The sequence below is a fragment of the uncultured Methylovirgula sp. genome (assembly GCF_947646745.1).
Classification (GTDB): domain Bacteria; phylum Pseudomonadota; class Alphaproteobacteria; order Rhizobiales; family Beijerinckiaceae; genus Methylovirgula.
The window spans coordinates 45997-63247 of the sequence record NZ_CANSHK010000014.1; the positions used below are offsets into that span (position 1 = coordinate 45997).

At 63.5% G+C, this 17251-nt stretch carries 19 protein-coding genes; 9 read left to right on the forward strand and 10 right to left on the reverse strand.

Annotated features, from left to right (window positions below; all coding sequences use genetic code 11):
- Positions 1-22: 22 nt before the first annotated feature.
- The 4 genes from Q0025_RS05965 to Q0025_RS05980 form a co-directional block, all read right to left on the reverse strand.
- Positions 23-1288 (reverse strand): serine hydrolase, encoded by a 1266-nt coding sequence (locus Q0025_RS05965; protein WP_297296996.1) that lies wholly within the window; start codon positions 1286-1288, stop codon positions 23-25.
- 474 nt (positions 1289-1762) lie between these two features.
- Entirely contained in the window at positions 1763-2308 is a 546-nt protein-coding gene (locus Q0025_RS05970; RefSeq protein ID WP_297296998.1) for a DNA starvation/stationary phase protection protein, read from the reverse strand.
- Between the two features lie 98 nt (positions 2309-2406).
- Positions 2407-3555 (reverse strand): FUSC family protein, encoded by a 1149-nt coding sequence (locus tag Q0025_RS05975; RefSeq protein WP_297297000.1) that lies wholly within the window; start codon positions 3553-3555, stop codon positions 2407-2409.
- A 72-nt stretch (positions 3556-3627) separates the two neighbouring features.
- Complete coding sequence (locus Q0025_RS05980; RefSeq protein WP_297297002.1) at positions 3628-4212, reverse strand: HdeD family acid-resistance protein; 585 nt, start codon at positions 4210-4212, stop codon at positions 3628-3630.
- Positions 4213-4418: 206 nt separating this feature from the next.
- Here Q0025_RS05980 and Q0025_RS05985 point away from each other — a divergent pair, with 206 nt between their 5' ends.
- The 4 genes from Q0025_RS05985 to Q0025_RS06000 all read left to right on the forward strand — a co-directional run bounded on the left by Q0025_RS05985 (position 4419) and on the right by Q0025_RS06000 (position 7743).
- Complete coding sequence (locus tag Q0025_RS05985; protein ID WP_297297004.1) at positions 4419-4565, forward strand: aa3-type cytochrome c oxidase subunit IV; 147 nt, start codon at positions 4419-4421, stop codon at positions 4563-4565.
- Between the two features lie 164 nt (positions 4566-4729).
- Positions 4730-5869, forward strand: coding sequence for a Re/Si-specific NAD(P)(+) transhydrogenase subunit alpha (locus tag Q0025_RS05990; RefSeq protein ID WP_297297006.1), 1140 nt, complete (start codon positions 4730-4732; stop codon positions 5867-5869).
- Positions 5870-5888: 19 nt separating this feature from the next.
- On the forward strand, positions 5889-6338 hold the full coding sequence (locus Q0025_RS05995; protein WP_297297008.1) for a proton-translocating transhydrogenase family protein: 450 nt from the start codon (positions 5889-5891) through the stop codon (positions 6336-6338).
- A gap of 4 nt (positions 6339-6342) precedes the next feature.
- Positions 6343-7743: an NAD(P)(+) transhydrogenase (Re/Si-specific) subunit beta gene (locus Q0025_RS06000; protein WP_297297009.1), complete on the forward strand. Its 1401-nt coding sequence runs from the start codon at positions 6343-6345 to the stop codon at positions 7741-7743.
- Between the two features lie 76 nt (positions 7744-7819).
- Here the strand turns inward: Q0025_RS06000 and Q0025_RS06005 are convergent, their stop codons facing one another.
- Positions 7820-8269: a regulator gene (locus tag Q0025_RS06005; protein ID WP_297297011.1), complete on the reverse strand. Its 450-nt coding sequence runs from the start codon at positions 8267-8269 to the stop codon at positions 7820-7822.
- A 138-nt stretch (positions 8270-8407) separates the two neighbouring features.
- Between Q0025_RS06005 and Q0025_RS06010 the strand changes: the two genes are divergently transcribed.
- Positions 8408-9394, forward strand: a complete 987-nt coding sequence (locus tag Q0025_RS06010; protein WP_297297013.1) for an AraC family transcriptional regulator — start codon at positions 8408-8410, stop codon at positions 9392-9394.
- A 15-nt stretch (positions 9395-9409) separates the two neighbouring features.
- On the opposite strand, the gene Q0025_RS06015 is transcribed toward Q0025_RS06010, so the two are convergent.
- The 4 genes from Q0025_RS06015 to purE all read right to left on the reverse strand — a co-directional run bounded on the left by Q0025_RS06015 (position 9410) and on the right by purE (position 12557).
- Positions 9410-10270, reverse strand: coding sequence for a tetratricopeptide repeat protein (locus Q0025_RS06015; protein ID WP_297297015.1), 861 nt, complete (start codon positions 10268-10270; stop codon positions 9410-9412).
- Positions 10271-10571: 301 nt separating this feature from the next.
- Positions 10572-10811: a 30S ribosomal protein S21 gene (rpsU, locus tag Q0025_RS06020; RefSeq protein ID WP_297297017.1), complete on the reverse strand. Its 240-nt coding sequence runs from the start codon at positions 10809-10811 to the stop codon at positions 10572-10574.
- 148 nt (positions 10812-10959) lie between these two features.
- On the reverse strand, positions 10960-12066 hold the full coding sequence (locus Q0025_RS06025; RefSeq protein ID WP_297297019.1) for a 5-(carboxyamino)imidazole ribonucleotide synthase: 1107 nt from the start codon (positions 12064-12066) through the stop codon (positions 10960-10962).
- Between the two features lie 5 nt (positions 12067-12071).
- A complete protein-coding gene (gene purE, locus Q0025_RS06030) occupies positions 12072-12557 on the reverse strand; it encodes a 5-(carboxyamino)imidazole ribonucleotide mutase (RefSeq protein ID WP_297297021.1) in 486 nt (161 codons plus the stop codon).
- A gap of 332 nt (positions 12558-12889) precedes the next feature.
- Here purE and Q0025_RS06035 point away from each other — a divergent pair, with 332 nt between their 5' ends.
- Positions 12890-13762, forward strand: a complete 873-nt coding sequence (locus Q0025_RS06035) for an aldo/keto reductase (protein WP_297297023.1) — start codon at positions 12890-12892, stop codon at positions 13760-13762.
- Positions 13763-13771: 9 nt separating this feature from the next.
- Here the strand turns inward: Q0025_RS06035 and Q0025_RS06040 are convergent, their stop codons facing one another.
- Complete coding sequence (locus Q0025_RS06040) at positions 13772-14485, reverse strand: haloacid dehalogenase type II (protein ID WP_297297025.1); 714 nt, start codon at positions 14483-14485, stop codon at positions 13772-13774.
- Positions 14486-14559: 74 nt separating this feature from the next.
- Here Q0025_RS06040 and Q0025_RS06045 point away from each other — a divergent pair, with 74 nt between their 5' ends.
- From Q0025_RS06045 to ilvB, 3 genes are all read left to right on the forward strand, one after another.
- Positions 14560-14904 (forward strand): metalloregulator ArsR/SmtB family transcription factor, encoded by a 345-nt coding sequence (locus tag Q0025_RS06045; RefSeq protein WP_297297027.1) that lies wholly within the window; start codon positions 14560-14562, stop codon positions 14902-14904.
- Complete coding sequence (locus Q0025_RS06050) at positions 14894-15799, forward strand: SRPBCC domain-containing protein (protein ID WP_297297029.1); 906 nt, start codon at positions 14894-14896, stop codon at positions 15797-15799. The genes Q0025_RS06045 and Q0025_RS06050 overlap by 11 nt, the downstream gene beginning before the upstream one ends.
- A gap of 242 nt (positions 15800-16041) precedes the next feature.
- Positions 16042-17251 (forward strand): biosynthetic-type acetolactate synthase large subunit (ilvB, locus tag Q0025_RS06055; RefSeq protein ID WP_297297031.1); only part of this gene is annotated, 1210 nt, incomplete at its 3' end.

Consider the following 17251-nt stretch of genomic DNA (forward strand, 5'->3'; position numbering starts at 1 on the left):
GAGGGGTAAAGAGGGCCGCGCGCTACTCGGTGATGACATAGGCAATACTGTCGGCAAGGTCGCTGAGCCCATCGAGCTGGTCGCTGTTGCTGAGGATCGAGACGGAAAACCAGCGGCCGTCCTTCTGGCGGACGATCTCGTTGTAGGAGGTATAGCCGGGGACGGCGCCGGAATGGCTGTAGACCGCCGCGTCGTCCTTCTGCTCGTAGAACCAGCCCATGCCGTAATAGGTCGTCGGCGAGACCCGAGCCTGGCCGGAGAGCAGGGTGTCGCGGATGTCCGGCGGGACGATTTTGGGATCCATCAGCGCCTTGTCCCAGGCGAAAAGATCGACCGCGCTGCTGACCGCGTCGGCGCTGCCTTTCAGCCAGTCCGGATGGATGAAGGCGGGGCGCCGCCGGCGGCCATAATCGGGCAAGGCCCAAGTTGCCGTCTGGTCGCTGAGCGCCGCGGACACGGGTTTTGCCGGCCAGACCGAAGCATCGGGGTCGAAGGAGGCCGGCTTGTCGTCGATGAAGCGCGTCTCATCCATGCCGGCAGGCTCGAAGATCCGCTTGCGCAGAAGCGCGTGATAGCTCTCGGGCTGCGCCTTGCCGGGCAGGACCGACTGCTCCATCAGCTCGGCGAGCAGGAAGTAGTTGGTATTGCTGTAATCGAAATCGTCCGAGGCGACCGAAGGCGGCTCTTTTTCGATATCGCGGAACAAGACATCGGCGCTGATTGGTTGCCAAGGGTCGGCCCCGTCCGGCGGCCGGCGGGTGAAATTCGGCAGGTTCGACCGCATCGTCAGCAACCGCCCAACCGTGAGCCAGGGTTGCGCTTTCCAGAAAGGATCATTGCCGAAGACGGCCGATAGCGGGGTGGTCAGCGCCAAACGGGCGTGGGAATGCGCCGCGATTGCGCCGCTCTTGATCAATTCGAGGGCAGCGGCGGCGGTGAATTGCTTGGTGATCGAGCCGATCTCATAAAGCGTGCGGCCGGTGACCGGCTTGCCGTCGCTTGCGCCATAGCCTTTCGACGCAACCATCCGGCCGCCAACGCCGATCGACAGGCTAAGGCTCGGTAAAGTCGCGTCGTCGGCGCCATTGAGTTCACGGAAATGCGCGACGATCTGGTCGACCTGTGCCGATTTGCTGGGCGACCAGGACTGCGCCGCCGCCGGGCTTGCGAGCAAAAGACAGAGGACAAGACTCGCCATCCCCCCGGCGCGCATCCGTGCCGGGCTGGCATAAGCGGGGCTGACATGGCCCCGGCCTCCATGGCGTGTGATGTTCAGCCAATTGATCATGCGGACCCGCTTTCGCGCCGCCGCTGCACGCGTCTGTGCTGCGTCGCAAAACTGACACAGACTAGACAACATGGGCGAAACCAGACGCCGTATCAAGAAGCAGGTTTCGGGCCGGACCGGGTTTTGCCCTGGGATTCGAGGCGGATATGTTGAAATTGATCGAATTGCCGCAGGTCATGGCGCGGACGGCCGAGGCCGCCGCAACGCCGGCTGCGCGCTTGCCCAATGCCGCGCACAGGATTCGGTTCCCTGGCGCGCCGAGCCGCAACGGGTGCGAATCTCTGGCAAAGTTTCCCGGATCGGCCGGCAAAAACGGAGCTTTTCTGCGCTCTGCGCCGGGTTAAGGTCAGCCGCGCGAACTCTCATGGCGGCCGGCGGACGCCGCTGTGAAAGCCCGGGTCGCGATCCGGATGCCCCCAAGCCTTGGGCGTTTCCCGCGTGCGGGAAACGCTCATTTTTCTGTAGCGGCAGCGCTCAGGCCGAATGCGGCGCGATGCGGCTTGCTTCGGCGAGGAACCACGTCCGCCGCTCGGTCTCATCGATATAGACTTCGAGCTGACTCGTCGTCGCCACGTCGCCGTGCTCCTCGGCGACTTCATGGGCGGCGCGCAAATGCTTGGCGAGCTCGCCATTGTCTTCGCGCAACTCGGCCAGCATGTCCTGCGGCTCGACGAAAGGCGCGTCGTTGTCGAGGATGCGCTGGGTGCGGGCGATCTCGCCGATCGAATGGAGGGTGACACCGCCGATCTTGCGGACGCGTTCGGCGAGCACATCGGTCATGGCGAAGATCTGATCGGATTGTTCGTCGAGCAGCAGGTGATAATCGCGGAAATGCGGACCGCTCATGTGCCAATGGAAATTCTTGGTCTTGAGATAGAGCGCGAAGACGTCGGCGAGGGCGAGGTTCAGCGCGGCGGCAATGTCGCGCACCGCATTGGCGCCGAAGCCGGTCGGCGTCGCCAAAGCCGGGGGTACGCCTTCCGCATGGTTCTTCGCCTGCGAGCTCGATTTGCTGGACATTCTATACTCCTCTTCGGCACGATACGGCGCCCGCGCGATGTCGGACCGCCGTCATATCTGGGGCGCGGACTCGCGGGGGCGAGGCCGGCGGGAAAGTTCTATGCGATTTCCCCCAATTGCGCGTCGGCTTTTTTTGTATCTGTTGGTCTAGGTCCGCGCTTGATTTTGTCGGCGGTCGTTGCCAGCACGGCAAGATCAGCGTGCATTTGCTCGAAGCAGAAGCCGAGAGCAAAGACGCGTTCCACGGTGTCGGTTGCTACATTTTGCAGCAAATGATTGCGACGGATGCCGGTGAAGGCCGCGGCAAAATCCGCGAGCGCCTTATCGATCGCATCGAGCCGCGCCGGCTCGCTGCGCGCGGTCAGGGCCGCGGCGCAAGAGATGAGAAATTCCCGCGCCGCGAGACTGAAGTGTTCGATCGGCGCCTCGAGGCGCTCGAGCACCGGAGGCGGCAGCGGCTCGATCGCCGCCCGCCCCATCAAGACGATATCGTGGCGCAGTCTGAGCGTCACGTCGATCAAGGGCTGCGGATCCGGGTCCGAATTGAGATAGGCCGAACGCTCCCGCGCCGCCTCGATATTGATCGCGGCGAGTTTGCGGAACGCCTCGCCGACGCGGCCTTGCAGTCTCTGCGCCGGCGTATCCGGCCGGCTGATCTTCAGATCGGCGACGAGGACGGGCAAAAGATCGGCCATGCGGGTCAATATTTTCGCGGTGGCCTCGTAGACGAGCCCGTGGGCGCGCTGCGGCAGAACGAAGAAGGAAACCGCGAGTGCCGTCGCGCAGCCGACGGCGACCTCGATAACGCGGTAAGTTGCCGATTGCAGCGGGCTCGCATGGGTGACGGTCGGCAGCAGCAAGACCATCACGGCGGTGAAGGGCGCCGCGGCAAAGCGCGAATTGGAACTCGCAAGCAACGACAGCGGCCCGACGGCGACAGCCAAAGTGACAGCGATCTCGAGGTTGGTGTCGTGCGGGAAGATCAAGCCGACAAGGCCGCTATAGACGGCGCCGCCGAGCGTGCCGGCCATATAGTCGATCGTCGCAATCAGCGATTTGCCGACACTCATCTGCGTCAGGATCACCGCAGTCAGCACGGCCCAGAGCGCCCAGGGCAGATGCAGCCATTGCGAAATGCCAAAAGTCAGAGCGGCGGCGACCGTCATGCGCAAAGATAGGCGCAATTGGGCCCGCCGCTCCGCCAGGCGCGCCAATAGCCAGGTTCGGGCGCGCGTCAAAAATTCCATGCCTGCCTTCGTTCTTTAACGAGTGCTTCCGCGCGTCCGATCGAAAAGTCTGAAACTTTTTCGGACCATGCTTCAGGTCGGCGGCAGGGCTTTCTTGGCGTCGAGGGCGAGGACGACGAGGGTCGCGCCGCCGAAAACCATATTGATGCCGAGCAGCAGGCCGATCGCCCAGAAGGCCGAGCTCGGCAATTGCAGGAAGATCAGCACGGCAAGGATCAAATCGACGACGCCGCTCGCCACCATCCAGCCCCAGCGGCCGGGCAGGTTCTGGCGATATTCGCTGGCGAAGACGATCGACGAAAAGCCCTCGATGATGAAGAACACGATCAGCAGCAGGGTGAGGGAGACCGCGCCGTTGCCGGGCTTGGCGATCAGCAAAAAGCCGACGGCGATGGCGAGAATGGCCGAGAGCAGCGACCACCAGAAACCGGGCGCCGGGCGCAGCGAGAAGGTCGAGACGAGGCCGACGCCGCCGCTGATGAGCAGCAGCCAGCCGAAGAATATGGTGAACGCGAGGGTCGCGATCAGCGGCACGGCGATCGCCGCAGCCCCCAGAATGATCAGAACGATTCCTTCGATCAGGAAATAAGTCGTATGGCGCTTGAGCGCCGTGACGACCCGCTGCTCAACTCCGTCAAGCGTTGGGTTAAGGCTCATGGTTGATCTCCTGGAATGGACATGATGCGGCGGACGCCCGTCATTCTACGGCAAACAAAGTGCTTTGACCTCTGACAAAGGTCAAACCCCGGCCCCCGCGCACGGATTTTGGCCATTTTGAACCGGTCCCGGCCGCGAAGCCACTTGACGGCGCCCCCCGATCGCAGTGAATGAATGATATGAAAAGCCAATAACAGGGAGGTCTCATGGCCAGCCATCTTGCCGGTGCGGAAACTGCAGAAGTCGATTTTGCCGAACACGTGCAGACCTACCGCCTGTTCACCAACGGGATGAAATACGGCGCCGTCGCCGTCATCGCCATCCTCATCCTCCTCGCCATCACCACCCTCTAGAGCAGCGCCGGAACCGGCGCCCGCGCAGTTTGGTCAAGGCCAGCTTGGCTTGGGCGCCGCCGTTTTGACGTCGCGGACGGCTTTGGTCTTCCAGATTCGCCCGGATTGTGCCGGGCCATCCTGCGAAGGCAGGATGCTTTGGTTATTCGATGGGAAGCTTATCCATGCGCATAGCCGTGCCTGCTGAAACCGATGCCGCCGAAGCCAGAGTGGCGGCAACCCCCGAGACGGTCAAAAAGCTGATCGCCCTCGGCGCCAGTGTCGCAGTCGAGACCGGCGCCGGCCGCAAATCGTCGATTCCCGACAGCGATTATGCCGCCGCAGGGGCGACGATCGCGCCCGACGCCGCGGCCGCCATGGCCGACGCCGATATTATTCTCAGGGTGCGGCGTCCCGGCGGCGCCGAGCTTGCCGGCGCCAAAAAGGGCGCGCTGTTGCTCGCCATCCTCGACCCTTACGGCCATGTCGACGCGCTGCAGCACCTGGCGGATGCCGGTGTCAGCGCTATCGCCATGGAGCTGATGCCGCGCATCACCCGCGCCCAGGTGATGGACGTGCTGTCGAGCCAGGCCAATCTCGCGGGCTATCGCGCCGTCATCGATGCCGCTGCCGAATATGGCCGCGCCTTGCCGATGATGATGACCGCGGCCGGCACCGTGCCGGCAGCCAAGGCCTTCATCATGGGGGTCGGCGTCGCCGGATTGCAGGCGATCGCCACGGCGCGCCGGCTCGGCGCCATCGTCACCGCGACCGACGTGCGGCCGGCGACCAAGGAACAGGTCGAATCGCTGGGCGCCAAATTCATCGCGGTCGAGGACGAGGAATTCAAACAGGCCGAAACCGCCGGCGGCTATGCCAAGGAAATGTCGGCCGCCTATCAGGAAAAACAGAAGGCGCTGACGGCCTCGCATATTGCCAAGCAGGATATTGTCATAACGACGGCGCTGATCCCCGGACGTCCGGCGCCCAAACTGATTACCGAGGAGATGATCGCCTCGATGCGGCCAGGCGCGGTGATCGTCGACCTCGCGGCCGAGCGCGGCGGCAATACGGCGCTCACTAAGCCGGGCGAAAAGGTCATGACCGGCAACGGCGTCACCATTCTCGGCTATCTCAATGTCGCCGGCCGGCTCGCCGCGACGGCTTCATCGCTTTATGCGCGCAACCTGCTCGCGCTGGTCGAGAGCTTCGTCGACAAGGCGAACAAGACGCTCGCCGTCAATTGGGACGATGAGATCGTCAAAGCGACCTTGTTGACCAAGGACGGCGCGCTCGTCCATCCGAATTTCCAGAAGCCCGTCTGATCCGCTCGGGAGTTAAGACATGGCCAGTGATACGCCTCAGCAACTCGCCGATAAGGCTCAAGCCGCGGCGGCCGCCGCGCAGCATGCCGCGGACAGCGCGCAAGCCTATGCCGATCAATTGGCTCATCTCGCCGGCGCGACCGCACACGCGGCGACGGGCGGCGCGGTCGATCCCTTCGTCTTTCGCTTCGCGATCTTCGTGATCGCCGTCTTCGTCGGCTATTATGTCGTCTGGTCGGTGACGCCGGCGCTGCACACGCCGCTGATGTCGGTGACCAACGCCATCTCGTCGGTGATCGTCGTCGGCGCGCTGCTCTCGGTCGGCGTCGATGTCTCGACGCCCGGCGATGACGGGTCGATCTTGGCGCGAATCTTCGGCTTCATCGCGCTGACTCTCGCCTGCGTCAACATATTCGGCGGCTTCCTCGTTACCGAGCGGATGCTGTCCATGTACAAGAAGAAGGGCTGAGGCCATGTCCGGCAATCTCGCAGCCCTGCTTTATCTCGCCTCCGGCGTTCTCTTCATTCTGGCCTTGCGCGGCCTGTCGTCGCCGTCGACCTCGCGGCGCGGCAATCTCTTCGGCATCATCGGCATGGCCATCGCCATCGTCACGACGCTGCTCTATCGTCTGCCGGCCGGCTTTTCCGCCTGGATTTTCGTCATCATCGGCGTCGCGGTCGGCGGCGGCATCGGCGCCTGGCGGGCGCGCACCGTCGCGATGACCGCAATGCCGCAGCTCGTCGCCTCGTTTCACGCGTTGGTCGGCCTTGCTGCCGTTTTCGTTGCGGCCGGCGCGCTCTATGCGCCGCAGGCCTTCGGCATCGGTACGCCGGGCGACATCCATGCGCAAAGCCTGATCGAAATGTCGATCGGCGTCGCCATCGGCGCCATCACCTTCACCGGTTCGGTCATCGCCTTTCTGAAGCTCGACGGGCGGATGTCCGGCGCGCCGATCCTTTTGCCGCAGCGCCATGCGATCAACATCCTCCTCGCGGTTCTGCTCGTTGCGCTGATCGTGTTCTTCGTCATCAGCCAAAATCCGCTTCTGTTCTGGCTGATCGCCATTGTCTCGTTCGTGATCGGGCTCTTGATCATCGTTCCGATCGGCGGCGCCGACATGCCGGTCGTCGTCTCGATGCTCAACTCCTATTCTGGCTGGGCAGCGGCGGGCATCGGCTTCACCCTCGGCAACTTGGCGCTCATCATCACCGGCGCGCTGGTCGGCTCCTCAGGCGCGATCCTGTCCTACATCATGTGCAAGGGCATGAACCGCTCGTTCATTTCGGTCATCCTCGGCGGCTTCGGCGGCGAGACGGCGGGGCCCGCTGGTGGCCAGGTCGAGACGCGGCCGGTCAAGCAGGGCTCGGCCGAGGACGCGGCCTTCATCCTCGAAAACGCCGGCAAGGTAATCATCGTACCAGGCTATGGCATGGCGGTTGCCCAGGCGCAGCACGCCTTGCGCGAAATGGCCGACCGGCTGAAAAAAGAAGGCGTCGACGTCAAATATGCGATCCACCCGGTCGCCGGCCGCATGCCCGGCCATATGAACGTGCTGCTCGCCGAAGCCAATGTGCCCTACGACGAAGTTTTCGAACTCGAGGACATCAACGCCGAATTCGCCCAGGCCGATGTCGCCTTCGTCATCGGCGCCAATGACGTGACGAACCCGGCGGCCAAGACCGACCCGAAATCGCCGATCTACGGCATGCCGATCCTCGATGTCGAAAAGGCGAAGACTGTGCTCTTCATCAAGCGCGGCATGGGCTCTGGCTATGCCGGCGTCGAGAACGAGCTCTTCTTCAAGCCGAATACGATGATGCTGTTCGGCGACGCCAAGAAAATGGTCGAAAGCATTTTAAAATCGCTCGGCTAGATCACGATGATTTCGGATCGGATCGATCCGAAATCATAAGCGTGATCGATTCCTCATCATTTAGAGAGCCCTCGCGTCATTCTTTCCGTGCGTCTTCCTTCTGCGCCTCGAACAGCGCCCGGATGTCGGCGATGCCGAGCTTTGTGACGGGGTTGCGCGCCTCGTCGAGGAATTCGTAGATGCCGCTGTCGATATGGCGATTGCTGAAGAGGACGATGGCCTCTTCGTCGCCGGCGCTCTCGGTATGCGGCTCGCCATTGGCGCCGCTGATGACATAGCTGCCGACGGGGCGCACTTCTTTCAATGTGCCGTCCGGCCGGAAAATCCGCAATTCGCCTTGCACGACGAAGGTGCGGTAAGAGGCCTTATGCTGGTGCAGCATGATCTTCTCGTTGGGGACGAACTTGACGAGCACATCGACGCTGCCGTTTTTCTCATCGACTTCGTAGATGTAATAGGAAATCTGGTCGAAGCCTTCGAGCTTGCGCCAAGTGATGTTGCGATCGTCGAACGCATAGCTTGTCATGGGCTCTCTCCCTGCTGCAGCCTCTGCGGGCTGATGCCGGCGGTCTAGCGCGGCGGCGGAAGCTGGACTTGCCATTTGGTGCCAGCCGCTGGACTCGCGGGTTGGCTGGCGTAAATTTGCCAGCCTGCGGAGCTTCTCATGGAGACGCTTGCCCTCACGCGTGCGAGTACGATCGGCCCGCTGGCCGATGTGATCGAGGCCGCCGGCGGCTCGGCATCGCGCGTCTTCCGGATCAGCGAATTGCCGTTCGAGCTTGTCGCACGGCCGGACAGCCTCATCCTTTTGAGCGATCAGCTTCGACTCGTCGAAAATGCGGCGCGCGAAATCGGCGATGATGCGCTGGCCGCGCGGCTATCGACTGCAGGCGGCATCGCCAGTCTCGGTCCCTACGGCCAATTGATCTTGTCGTTCGATACCCTCGGGGGCGCGATTGAGGCCGGATATCGGAAGTTCGCCAGCCTGCTTCAGGCCGCGACACAGATGGATCTTGTCGTTCGCGACGGCTGGGCGCGCTGGAGCTATCGCATCACCGCGCCGATTGCCGTCGGGCGGCAGCGCAACGAAATCCTCGCCCTCGGCTATATGCTCAATCTGCTGCGCCAGTTTCTGGGGCCGCGCTGGACGCCGGAGGCCATCCTCGTGCCGGGTCTCTTGCAAGGGCGCGCGACGATCGAAGACATTTTCGTCGGTCATGTGACGCGCGGCGAGCGCGCGACCGTCGTCTTCCCCGCCGATCTTCTCGATGCGCCCAATCCGTCGCGCCGGGTCCAGCCACGGACGCCCGATGCGGAAATCCCGGGCGAGGGCGAATTTGTCGGCATCGCCGAGCATATGATCCGGCTCGGCCTGTTGGACGGCGGCCTAGGGATCGATCAGATCGCCGCCCGGCTTGGCCTCTCGCGGCGCACGTTTCAGCGCCGGCTCGCCGCGCGCGACGTTACGTTCGAGCAATTGGCGGACGGGGTGCGGCTTGCCCAGGCCCGCGACAAAATCGGCGCGGGCCGGCCCTTCACCGCGATTGCATTGGAATTGGGTTATTCCGATCCGGCGCATTTTTCGCGCGCCTTTCGCCGCTGGACGGGCGAAACGCCGCGCCGGTGGCGCGCACGGCATATGTCGCAATAATCTGTCGGGATAATTTTAAGCGCGTCCGACCCGCGCCTGGCCGTCGCGGGCGATCTTATTGTTGGGATCGAAGGCGAGCGCGTGGTCGTAGGATTCTGCCGCTTTGGCGCGATTGCCGAGCTTTTCATAGGCGAGGCCGAGGCCCGCCCAGGCATTGGCATCCTTGTTGTTGACGTTCAGCGCAGCATTGAAGTCTTCGACCGCCTTGGCCGGCTGGCCGATGGCAATCAGGCTCTCGCCGCGCGCCTCATAGGGGGCGCCGACAAACGGGTCGCGATCGATCGCATTGTCGAAATCGGTGATCGCCGCCTGATAATTGCCCTGGCGCTGAAAGATCAGGCCGCGGGCGTGATAGGCTTGCGCGTTCTCGGGATTGAGCCGGATCGCGGTGTCGAGATCGGCGCGCGCCTGGTCGAGCTTGCCCTGGACGCGCAACAGATTGGCGCGGCCGATATAGGCCGGCGCATGGTTCGGATTGGCGATGATCGCCTGATTGAAATCGGCCAAGGCGAGATCGTCGTGCTGCGTCTGCCGGTAGGCGAGTGCGCGATTGGTCAGCGCCGCCGCATCATTGGGGTTCAGCTTGATCGCCTGGGTAAAATCGGCGATCGCCGCATCATACTGGCCGGTCCGCGCATAAGCGACGCCGCGCGTATTATAAGCTTCCGGGCTGCTCGGATTGCGCTGGATGACATCGGTCAGCGAGGCGATGTTGGTCTGCGAATCCTGCGGCGATTCCTGCGAGACCTCGGCAACGCCTGCCCCTGTCGGCCCCAGCGAACTGCCATTTTCGCAGGCAGCAAGGCCAAGTGTCGCCAGCAAAAGTGTCGCCAGCAAAAGCGTCGTCAGCGCGGAGGGGCGTCGAATCAATATCATCGAATTCAGGTCCCCGATCCGTCCGTTCCTGCCACACACGGGCGCTCGGAAACGGCACGATCAGACGATGCGCCAGATCACGGTGATCTTGGACCGAACCGCTCCAACATCGGCACGTGATCGCTTCTATCACTGGAAGCGGATGCGCGAAAACGCGGGAGTCCTTTTCGCATCCGCCCTGGGACCTTTAGGCCCCGGTAATCCGGCAAGATTGCGACCAATCCCGCCGGCGCCTTGCAGAAAAAGTTCGATGTCGAAAAACCGCGCGCGGCCGATACGCCGTGCGCGGCGGCGCTGCGCGCTAGCGCGCGCCGACCGCCGGCTTCGCCTTCACCGGCAACAGACCTTCGCGCTGCAATTTCTTCCGCGCCAATTTGCGCGCCCGGCGCACCGCTTCGGCCTTTTCACGCGCCCGCTTCTCGGAGGGCTTCTCGTAATGGCCGCGAAGCTTCATCTCGCGGAAAATCCCTTCGCGCTGCATCTTCTTCTTCAGCGCCTTCAGGGCCTGGTCAACATTATTGTCTCGAACCAGAACTTGCACGCGGCGATCCTTGTCTTGCGCCGACGGCCTTACGCCTCGGCAGTGATGGAATTAGACTTTCGGGAATAGAATCGCCGGCGCAGAAGCGCCACGATCCGGAGCCCGGCAGATAGCAGAGTCGATCGGTCTTGTCCAGGGAAAGGCGGCTTCAGCCGTCGTGATCCAGGACGCGTGTCACATGACCCATTTTGCGGCCCGGCCGGGCCTCCGCCTTGCCATAGAGGTGAAGACACGCGCCGGGCTCGCGCAGGATGGCGTCGTAAGCGTTGGCATCGTCGCCGATCAGATTGCGCATTTCGACCGCGGCTCCGTGGCGGCGGGTGGTGCCCAACGGCCAGCCGGCGATGGCGCGGATATGCTGTTCGAATTGCGAGCAGATGGCGCCGTCGAGCGTCCAATGGCCGGAATTGTGGACGCGCGGGGCGATCTCGTTGACGCGGATCGTCTGTACCAAGCGGCCGTTTTCGTCCGGCTCGTCGGTCACGAAGAGCTCGACGGCGAGGATGCCGATATAATCGAGCGCCTCGGCGATCTTGCGGGCGGTGGCCATGGCCGCCGCGGCGCAGTCGGCGTCGATCTTGGCCGGGGCGCGGCTGATGCTGAGAATATGATTGGCGTGGACGTTTTCGGTCACGTCATAGGCGGCAAAGGCGCCATCGAGGCCGCGCGCGGCGATGACCGAGACTTCCTTGGTGAAGGGAACGAAGCCTTCGAGGATTGAGGGCGCACCGCCGAGGCCGCGAAAAATCGCGCCGAGATCCGAGCCTTCGCGAATCGTCACCTGGCCCTTGCCGTCGTAACCCAATCGGCGCGTCTTCAGGATCGACGGGCGGCCGAGTTCGCCGACCGCCCGGGCCAAGGCGCCGGCGTCCTCGACGGACCGATAGGGCGCCGTGGCAATGCCGAGATCGTTGAGAAAATCCTTTTCCGTCAGCCGGTCCTGGCTCGCCGCGAGCGCCGCGGGGCCGGGTCGCACCGGCCGCAGCGCCGCCAGCAGCTCCGCCGTATGCGCCGGGATGTTCTCGAATTCATAGGTCACGACATCGACCGCTTCGGCGAAGGCCTGCAGGGCGGCTTCATTGTCATAGGCCGCGACGGTCTTTGCCGCGCAGACATCGAAAGCGGGATTGTCGGTCTCGGGCGCGAAAATATGGGTCTTGAGGCCGAGCCGGGCGGCGGCCGTCGCCAGCATCCGGCCCAATTGGCCGCCGCCGAGAATCCCGATCGTATCGCCCGGCGACAGCCGCTCTGCCATCGGCGTCACTCGGGATGTTTGGCGACCGCGGCCGTCTGAGCCGCGCGCCAGTCCGCGAGCCGGGCGGCGAGCGCCTTGTCGTCAAGAGCCAGGATTGCGGCGGCAAGCAGCGCCGCATTGACGGCGCCGGCTTCGCCGATGGCCAGGCAGCCGACCGGCACGCCCGCCGGCATCTGGACGATAGAATAGAGAGAGTCCTGGCCGGAGAGCGCCTTGGTCTCGACCGGCACGCCGAGAACGGGTAGCGGCGTCATGGCGGCGGTCATTCCCGGCAGGTGCGCCGCACCGCCGGCGCCGGCGATGATCACCTTGAAGCCCGCCGCCTCGGCGCCTTTGGCGAATTTAACGAGCCGGTCGGGCGTGCGATGCGCCGAGACGATTTCCGCGGAATAGCCGACGCCGAGCTTGTCGAGCATCTCGGCCGCATGGTGCATCGTCTTCCAATCGGACTGGCTACCCATCACGATGGCGACAAGTTTGGGAGCGGACATGAAGACCTTGCGGGCACGGCCGGAAAGAAAGGCGTGGTCATAGATCGCGATGCCTTTAGGTGACAACCTAAAGGCATATAACGCGATCGATTCTATTAAGTTAGAGCGGGATTCATGCGAAAAACCGCTCACACTTTTCGCATCCCGCTCTAGACGAAGGGGGGCTGGCGCGCAAGCGCGGCGCATTTCGCCGCGGGCCGCCGTCACATCGGCGCAAACAGAAGCTGCGCCTATGGCCGCCCGGTCGCGGCCGCACGCCTCGTTTCAAAGCTGCGGCAGGCGCGCTAAGAAGGCGTCGTATCATCCGGCGTCGCGTTGGAATAGGAAGAGACATGGGCATCGAGGTTTCCGCCGCCAGCGCAGGTCAAATCGAGATCGGCGGCGATTTCACCGTCAATCGATTTGGCTTCGGCGCCATGCGGCTGACGGGCAAAAGCATCTGGGGCGATCCCGTCGATCCCGCCGCGGCGCGCGAGACGCTGCGCTTGTTGCCGAAGCTTGGCATCAATTTCATCGACACGGCGGATGCATATGGCCCCTTCGTCAGCGAGGACCTGATCTGCGAGGTGCTGCACCCCTACGATCACATTCTTGTCGCGACCAAGGGCGGGCTGACGCGGCCCGGCCCCGAGACCTGGCGGCCGCTCGGCCGGCCGGAATATCTGCGCCAATGCGTGATGATGAGCCTGCGGCGCCTGCGCGTCGATCGCATCGATCTCTGGCAATTGCACCGGATCGATCCGGCGGTGCCGCGCGACGAGCAGTTTTCGGTGATCGCCGCGATGCGCAAGGAAGGCCTCATTCGCCATGTCGGCCTTTGCGATGTCGGCGTCGACGACATCGAGGCGGCGCATAAGTATTTTCCGGTCGCGACGGTGCAAAACCGCTTCAATATCGTCAATCGCTCGAGCGAGGACGTGCTTGCCTATTGCGAGCAGAACAATATCGGCTTCATTCCCTGGGCGCCGCTCGCCGCCGGCGCGTTGGCGCATCCGGGCTCGGCTTTGATGCAGACGGCCAAGACGCTCAAGGCGACGGCGAGCCAAGTGGCGCTTGCCTGGATATTGAAGCGCTCCAAGAACATGCTGCCGATCCCCGGCACGGCCAATCCCGAGCATCTGATCGAGAATGTCGCTGCCGCCACGCTCGAACTCAGCAACGAGGCGTTTGCCGCGCTCGATCAGCAGGGCCGCGACGCACTCTGAACGGAAGGTTCAGCTCTCGAGAGCATCGGCCAAAGCGATAAGGTCGGCTGCAGCAACATCGACCGGGACATTCGGGGCGCGTTCGCCTTTGCCCGGCCCATGCTCATCCGGCCGCGCGACATGCGCGGTTTTGAGGCCGAGTGCCGCCGCGGCGGCGAGGTCGGAACTGTGGCAGGCGACCATCATGCAATCGTGCGGGGCGAGGCCGAAGGCTTCGGCCGCATCCCGATAAAGCCGCGGCTTCGGCTTGTAGTCGCGCGAGAGATCAGCGCCGAGGATCGCATCCCAGCGAAAGTCGTTATGCCGCGCAAGATCGGCCTGCAGCGCGATATTGCCGTTCGAGAGCGGCGCGAGCCAAAAGCGCGTTCGTAAACGTGCAAGCGCCGGCGGCACATCGGGCCAGGCGTCGAGCCGGTGCCAGGCCAAGTTCAATTCGGCGCGCGTCGCCTCGTCGAGACCGGCAAGGCCGAAACGCGGCAGGATGCGATCGAGGTTGCGGCGGTGGATGACATCGAGCCGCACGTAAGCTTCGTGCCCGGCGCGGATTTGCTCCATCCCGGCCTGATATTCGCCGCGCCAGGCATCGGCGAACGCGCCCCAGTCGAGCACGACGCCGCGCGGGGCGAGCAGCTGTTCGGCGGCGCGCGCAACGCCGCTGCGGAAATCGACCAGCGTGCCGAACATGTCGAAAAATAGGGCTTTTACCGTGGGGCTCTTGGCCAAGGTTCATTCCTCTTGACGCGGTTCTTCGGTCCCGTTATATAACCATTAAGGTATATAACCTAATGGCGATATAAATGGCCCCCGATCATCTGACCGATACGTTCTCCGCCCTCGCCGACCCGACCCGCCGCGCCATGCTGGCCCGCCTTGCTCTGGGCGAGGCCTCCGTCAACGAGCTGGCCGAGCCTTTTTCGTTAAGCCAGCCGGCCATTTCAAAACACATCAAAGTGCTTGAGCGCGCCGGTCTCATTTCGCGCCGCCGCGCGGCGCAGCGCCGGCCGTGCAAGCTCGAGGCCGCGCGCTTGCAGGAAGTCGCCGAATGGATCGAGCACTACCGGCGTTTCTGGAGCGAGAGTTTCGACCGGCTCGACGAATATCTGCGTGAATTGCAAGAGAAGGAGGGGCGCAATGACGGATAATAACGCAATCGAAGTCCAGGGCCGCGAAGTGACCGCCACACGCATTTTCGATGCGCCGCGGGCGCTTGTCTGGCGCGCCTTCACCGATCCCGATCATCTGAAACATTGGTGGGGGCCGAACGGCTTCACCTGCACGTTCCATGAATTCGATCTGCGACCCGGCGGCGCCTGGCGCTTCATCATGCATGGGCCGGACGGCACGGATTATAAGAACGACAATGTTTTCGTCACGATCGATTGGATGGAACGGATCGTCTTCGATCACGTGTCCTTTCCGAAACATAGCGTCACGATGCGGTTCGAGGATGCGGGCGGCAAGACCAAGCTCGTCTTCAAGCAGCTCTTTGAATCGCTCGACGATTTTGAAAAGATCAAGCTCATCTCCATGCCGGGGCTCACGCAGACTCTCGATCGCCTCGCGGCGCATCTGCCGCAGATCGATCCGTACCGGCGCGAGTTGACGATTACGCGGACATTCGCCGCGCCGCGCGCGCTCGTCTGGCGGGCCTGGACCGATCCCAAGCAATTGGCGAAATGGTGGGGGCCGCACGGCTTCAGCAATCCCGTCTGCGAGATTGATCTGAAGCCGGGCGGCGCGATCCATATCGTCATGCGGGCGCCGGACGGCACGGATTATCCGATGCGCGGCGAATTCCGCGAGATTGCTCCGCCGGAGCGCCTCGTCTTCACCAGTTATCCGGTCGATGGCGAGGGACGGCCATTGATCGATGGGCTGACGACCGTGACCTTCATCGAGCGCGACGGCGCCACCGAGATGACGCTTCACACCGGCGCCATCGGCCTGGCGCCGGTCGCGGTCGCTATGATCGCCGGCATGGCGGCGGGCTGGGGGCAGAGCATCGAGCGGCTGGCGGGGCTCGTCGAAAGCGCATAGCGGCCATGCCGATGGACCGGCCGCGGCAGAGCGGCGGCCGGTTGCATATTCCCCGGCCTTCGTCTAGATGTCGTTTCGAAGTCAGGGAGCCGAACGTGCGGACTAACCTTATCGTAAGCTGGGCGCTGGAGACGGGACGGAGATAGGCTCCGCTTCTCGCATCTGGCGCTGTCCGAGGCCCTCAGGGGCCTTTTTTATTGCCCAAATTTCCTAAATCCCGCAGAAAGCACGCGGAGGACGACATGGCACGCATAATGACCGGCGCGGAAATGGTGATCGAAGCCTTGAAGGATCAGGGCGTCGATACGCTGTTCGGCTATCCCGGCGGCGCCGTCCTCCCCATTTACGATGTTCTTTTCCATCAGACGGAGCTGCGCCACGTGCTGGTTCGCCACGAGCAGGGCGCGGCGCATGCCGCCGAGGGCTATGCCCGCTCGACCGGCCGGCCCGGCGTCATGCTCGTGACCTCCGGCCCCGGGGCGACCAATTCCATCACCGGGCTCACCGATGCTTTGATGGATTCCATTCCGGTCATCTGCATCACCGGCCAGGTGCCGACGCATCTGATCGGCTCCGACGCGTTCCAGGAATGCGATACGGTCGGCATCACCCGGCATTGCACCAAGCACAATTATCTCGTCCGCTCGATCGAGGATTTGCCGCGCGTCCTGCACGAGGCCTTCTATGTCGCCCAGCATGGCCGGCCGGGACCAGTCGTCATCGACATTCCGAAGGATGTGCAATTCGCCCGCGGCGAATATTTCGGCCCGAAGAATGTTGAGCACAAAACCTATCATCCACGCCTCGAAGGCGATCCGGCGAAGATCGAAGAAGCCGTGAGCCTGATGGCTGCCGCCAAGCGGCCGATCTTCTATACCGGCGGCGGCGTCATCAATTCGGGGCCGGAAGCCTCGCGGCTGCTGCGCGATCTCGTCGCCGTGACCGGCTATCCCGTGACCTCGACCCTGATGGGCCTCGGCGCTTTCCCGGCGCATGATCCGAAATGGCTCGGGATGCTCGGCATGCACGGGACCTACGAGGCCAATAATGCGATGCACGATTGCGATCTGATCATCGCCGTCGGCGCGCGGTTCGACGACCGCATCACCGGGCGGCTCGATCAATTCTCGCCCGGCTCGAAGAAGATCCATATCGACATCGATCCCTCGTCGATCAACAAGAACGTCAAGGTCGATCTCGGCATCATCGGCGACTGCGCGCATGTGGTCGCGGCGCTGTTGGCGCGCTGGAAGGCGCGCGGCTGCCAGGCGGATGGCGCGACGTTGGCGAATTGGTGGGCGCAGATCGATACATGGCGGGCGCGCAAATCGCTCGGCTACAAGAACTCGAACAAAGTCATCAAGCCGCAATATGCGATCGAGCGGCTCTACGCGGCGACGCGCGGCCGCGACACCTACATCACGACCGAAGTCGGCCAGCATCAGATGTGGG

Coding starts and splice junctions, on each gene's coding strand:
- Q0025_RS05965 (WP_297296996.1), bottom strand. CDS start 1,288: ATGATCAATTGGCTGAACATCACACGCCATGGAGGCCGGGGCCATGTC.
- Q0025_RS05970 (WP_297296998.1), bottom strand. CDS start 2,308: ATGTCCAGCAAATCGAGCTCGCAGGCGAAGAACCATGCGGAAGGCGTA.
- Q0025_RS05975 (WP_297297000.1), bottom strand. CDS start 3,555: ATGGAATTTTTGACGCGCGCCCGAACCTGGCTATTGGCGCGCCTGGCG.
- Q0025_RS05980 (WP_297297002.1), bottom strand. CDS start 4,212: ATGAGCCTTAACCCAACGCTTGACGGAGTTGAGCAGCGGGTCGTCACG.
- Q0025_RS05985 (WP_297297004.1), top strand. CDS start 4,419: ATGGCCAGCCATCTTGCCGGTGCGGAAACTGCAGAAGTCGATTTTGCC.
- Q0025_RS05990 (WP_297297006.1), top strand. CDS start 4,730: ATGCGCATAGCCGTGCCTGCTGAAACCGATGCCGCCGAAGCCAGAGTG.
- Q0025_RS05995 (WP_297297008.1), top strand. CDS start 5,889: ATGGCCAGTGATACGCCTCAGCAACTCGCCGATAAGGCTCAAGCCGCG.
- Q0025_RS06000 (WP_297297009.1), top strand. CDS start 6,343: ATGTCCGGCAATCTCGCAGCCCTGCTTTATCTCGCCTCCGGCGTTCTC.
- Q0025_RS06005 (WP_297297011.1), bottom strand. CDS start 8,269: ATGACAAGCTATGCGTTCGACGATCGCAACATCACTTGGCGCAAGCTC.
- Q0025_RS06010 (WP_297297013.1), top strand. CDS start 8,408: ATGGAGACGCTTGCCCTCACGCGTGCGAGTACGATCGGCCCGCTGGCC.
- Q0025_RS06015 (WP_297297015.1), bottom strand. CDS start 10,270: ATGATATTGATTCGACGCCCCTCCGCGCTGACGACGCTTTTGCTGGCG.
- Q0025_RS06025 (WP_297297019.1), bottom strand. CDS start 12,066: ATGGCAGAGCGGCTGTCGCCGGGCGATACGATCGGGATTCTCGGCGGC.
- purE (WP_297297021.1), bottom strand. CDS start 12,557: ATGTCCGCTCCCAAACTTGTCGCCATCGTGATGGGTAGCCAGTCCGAT.
- Q0025_RS06035 (WP_297297023.1), top strand. CDS start 12,890: ATGGGCATCGAGGTTTCCGCCGCCAGCGCAGGTCAAATCGAGATCGGC.
- Q0025_RS06045 (WP_297297027.1), top strand. CDS start 14,560: ATGGCCCCCGATCATCTGACCGATACGTTCTCCGCCCTCGCCGACCCG.
- Q0025_RS06050 (WP_297297029.1), top strand. CDS start 14,894: ATGACGGATAATAACGCAATCGAAGTCCAGGGCCGCGAAGTGACCGCC.